General features: G+C 67.4%; 3 protein-coding genes. All 3 read right to left on the bottom strand.

All coding sequences use genetic code 11. From position 1 onward, the window contains the following. The coding region (locus C100_RS31505; protein WP_024018994.1) for a response regulator transcription factor at positions 1-404 on the bottom strand (404 nt) is incomplete at its 3' end. 262 nt (positions 405-666) lie between these two features. Continuing rightward, the gene (locus C100_RS31500) at positions 667-1,497 is read right to left on the bottom strand and encodes a sulfite exporter TauE/SafE family protein (protein ID WP_024018993.1); all 831 of its coding nucleotides are present in this window, start codon (positions 1,495-1,497) and stop codon (positions 667-669) included. A 344-nt stretch (positions 1,498-1,841) separates the two neighbouring features. After that, a partial coding sequence (locus tag C100_RS31495) for an alanine dehydrogenase (RefSeq protein ID WP_024018991.1) occupies positions 1,842-2,585 on the bottom strand: 744 nt, incomplete at its 5' end.

Raw genomic sequence — 2,585 nt, 5'->3', positions numbered from 1 at the left:
ACAGCCACCAGCCGCTGCCAACGCGGGCAGCCCCCCCGCCACAGCGCGCGGACGCGGGCGATCAATTCGTCGGGTTCGAAGGGTTTGGCCAGATAGTCGTCGACGCCGCTTTCCAGCCCCTCCACCCGATGCTCGCTGCGGCCGAGCGCCGAAAGCATCAGCACCGGCGCGCCAATGCCCGCCAGGCGCATCCGGGTGACAATGTCGATGCCCGATAATTGCGGCAGCATCCGGTCGAGGATCACCACGTCATGGGCGCCGCTGCCGGCGCGGTTGAGGCCGGTGGACCCATCTGCGGCCTGCTCCACCGTCATGCCCGCCCCGCCCAATATGCCGGCGATATTGGCGCGCGCGGCGTCGTCATCCTCCACCAGCAAGACGGAAATCTGATCGGACTGCCCCATAGCTCCTCCCGCTTAGCCATAACCACAAAGGCCGCCAGTGACAAAGACTGTTAGCCAGCATGTCTGACGGCATGTCCATTGCGGGGACCAGCAGGGGCGGGAATTCTTGCGCGCGCGCTGCTTGCGGGCGGGGCGGCGGGACGTGACGCGCGCCGCGACCATGGTCGCGGCCGGGCGGGCCGGCGCATAGGGTGCGTCAGCCCGCCCCCCGGAAAAAGAAGAGGCAGCGACGAACGACCGCTGCCCATCCTGTCTCCTGCGCTTACATCTTCACCGCGTTGCGGAGCATCACGAAGGCGATGATGATCAGGTAGATGCCGAACACCTTCTTGAGCGGCGCGGCCGGCATGGCGTGCGCTACCGCAACGCCGACCGGGGCCGTCAGGATCGACATGGACGCGATCGCCAGCGTGGCGGGCACGTTGACATAGCCCAGCGACCCCCAGGGCAGGCCCGGCTCCTTCAGCCCGATCAGCACGAAACCGATGGCGCTGGGGATGGCGATCAGCGTGCCGATGCCCGAAGCGGTGGCGATGGCGCGGTGGATCGACCGGCCGCACAGCGTCATCACCATGATCGCGATCGTGCCGCCGCCAATGCCCAGCAGCGCCGAAAAGGTGCCAAGGCCACCCGCAATGCCGACCCGCGCCACGCCCGACGGCATGGTGTCGCTGATCACCTTGCCGCCGATCTTGGGCAGCAGGAAATTGAGCGACATCAGGAATACGCCGACCGCAAAGATCATGGTCAGGATGCGGCCATCGACATGGCCGGCGAGCAGCACGCCCACGCCATCGCCCAGGATGATCCACGGCGCCCAGGCCTTGAGCACCTCAAACTCCACCGCGCCGCGCTTGGCGTGCGCCAGCAGCGACCGGATCGACGTGACGATGATCGTCGCCGCCGACGTGCCGATCGCCACATGGGCGATGGCGTCATGGGTGCCGCCCAGCAGGGGCAGCACGACGAACAATGCGGGCACGACGACGAAACCGCCGCCAATCCCGAAAATGCCGGCCGCAAAGCCGGCGAACAGGCCCGCGCACAGCATGGCGAGAAGCGGAACCAGCCAGGTCATCAGATCGCCCTGCATTACCGCGCCCCTTCCTGCCCAGTGCGGCCAGCGCGCATGTTGATGCTTTCGCCTTGTCGGATCAAGGCGGCGAATGTGGGGAAATCGACCATGACGTTAAACCATGCCTCTCTTCGGCGGAACCAGGATGCATGGGGGGCATGTGGTCATGTCCCCCAGCCAGCTAGACGAACGAGGGGCGCGAACCCGCAACCGCTTCTCTCCGGTCGGATGCAATGTGGCAACAATCCCCGCCGCTGCGTGGCCGGGAGCCGAAAAAATAAAGGGCGCCAGTCCCCAGGGAAGGGACTGGCGCCGCTTGGGTCCGGCGCCTGCCGGAGCGCCGGGAAACCGGGGATGCGCGATCAGGCGATCGCGTCTTCCGCCGGGCTGTAGGGCAGGCCCAGATCGTCGGCGACCGCCTGATAGGTGACCTTGCCGTTCCACACATTCAGGCCCGCGCGCAGATGGGGGTCGCGGCGCAGCGCTTCCTTCCAGCCCAGTTCGGCGATGCGCAGCGCATGGGGCAATGTCACATTGTTAAGCGCATAGGTGCTGGTGCGCGCGACCGCGCCGGGCATGTTGGCGACGCAATAATGGACGACATCGTCGATGATATAGGTGGGGTCGGCATGGGTGGTGGCGTGGCTGGTTTCGAAACAGCCGCCCTGGTCGATGGCGACGTCGACCAGCACCGCGCCCTTCTTCATGGTCTTGAGCATTTCGGCCGTCACCAGCTTGGGCGCGGCGGCGCCGGGGATCAGCACGGCGCCGATCACCAGGTCGGCCTCCGCCACGCATTCGGCGAGGTTGGCCTTGTTCGAAAAGCGGGTCTTGGCCCGCGCTTCGAAATACATGCCCAGCTTTTCGAGCACTTCGGGGCTGCGGTCGAGGATGGTCACGTCGGCGCCCAGGCCGGCCGCCATCTGCGCCGCGTTGAAGCCGACGACGCCGCCGCCGATCACGGCGACCTTGGCCGGCAGCACGCCCGGCACCCCGCCCAGCAGCACGCCGCGCCCGCCATGCGCCTTTTCCAGCGCGGTGGCGCCGGCCTGGATCGCCATGCGGCCCGCGACCTGGCTCATCGGCTTCAGCAGCGGCAGGCCGCC

The organism is Sphingobium sp. C100, from assembly GCF_000508185.1.
Classification (GTDB): domain Bacteria; phylum Pseudomonadota; class Alphaproteobacteria; order Sphingomonadales; family Sphingomonadaceae; genus Sphingobium.
Note: the sequence above shows the minus strand (reverse complement) of the source record. Positions and strands in the feature narration are given on the sequence as shown.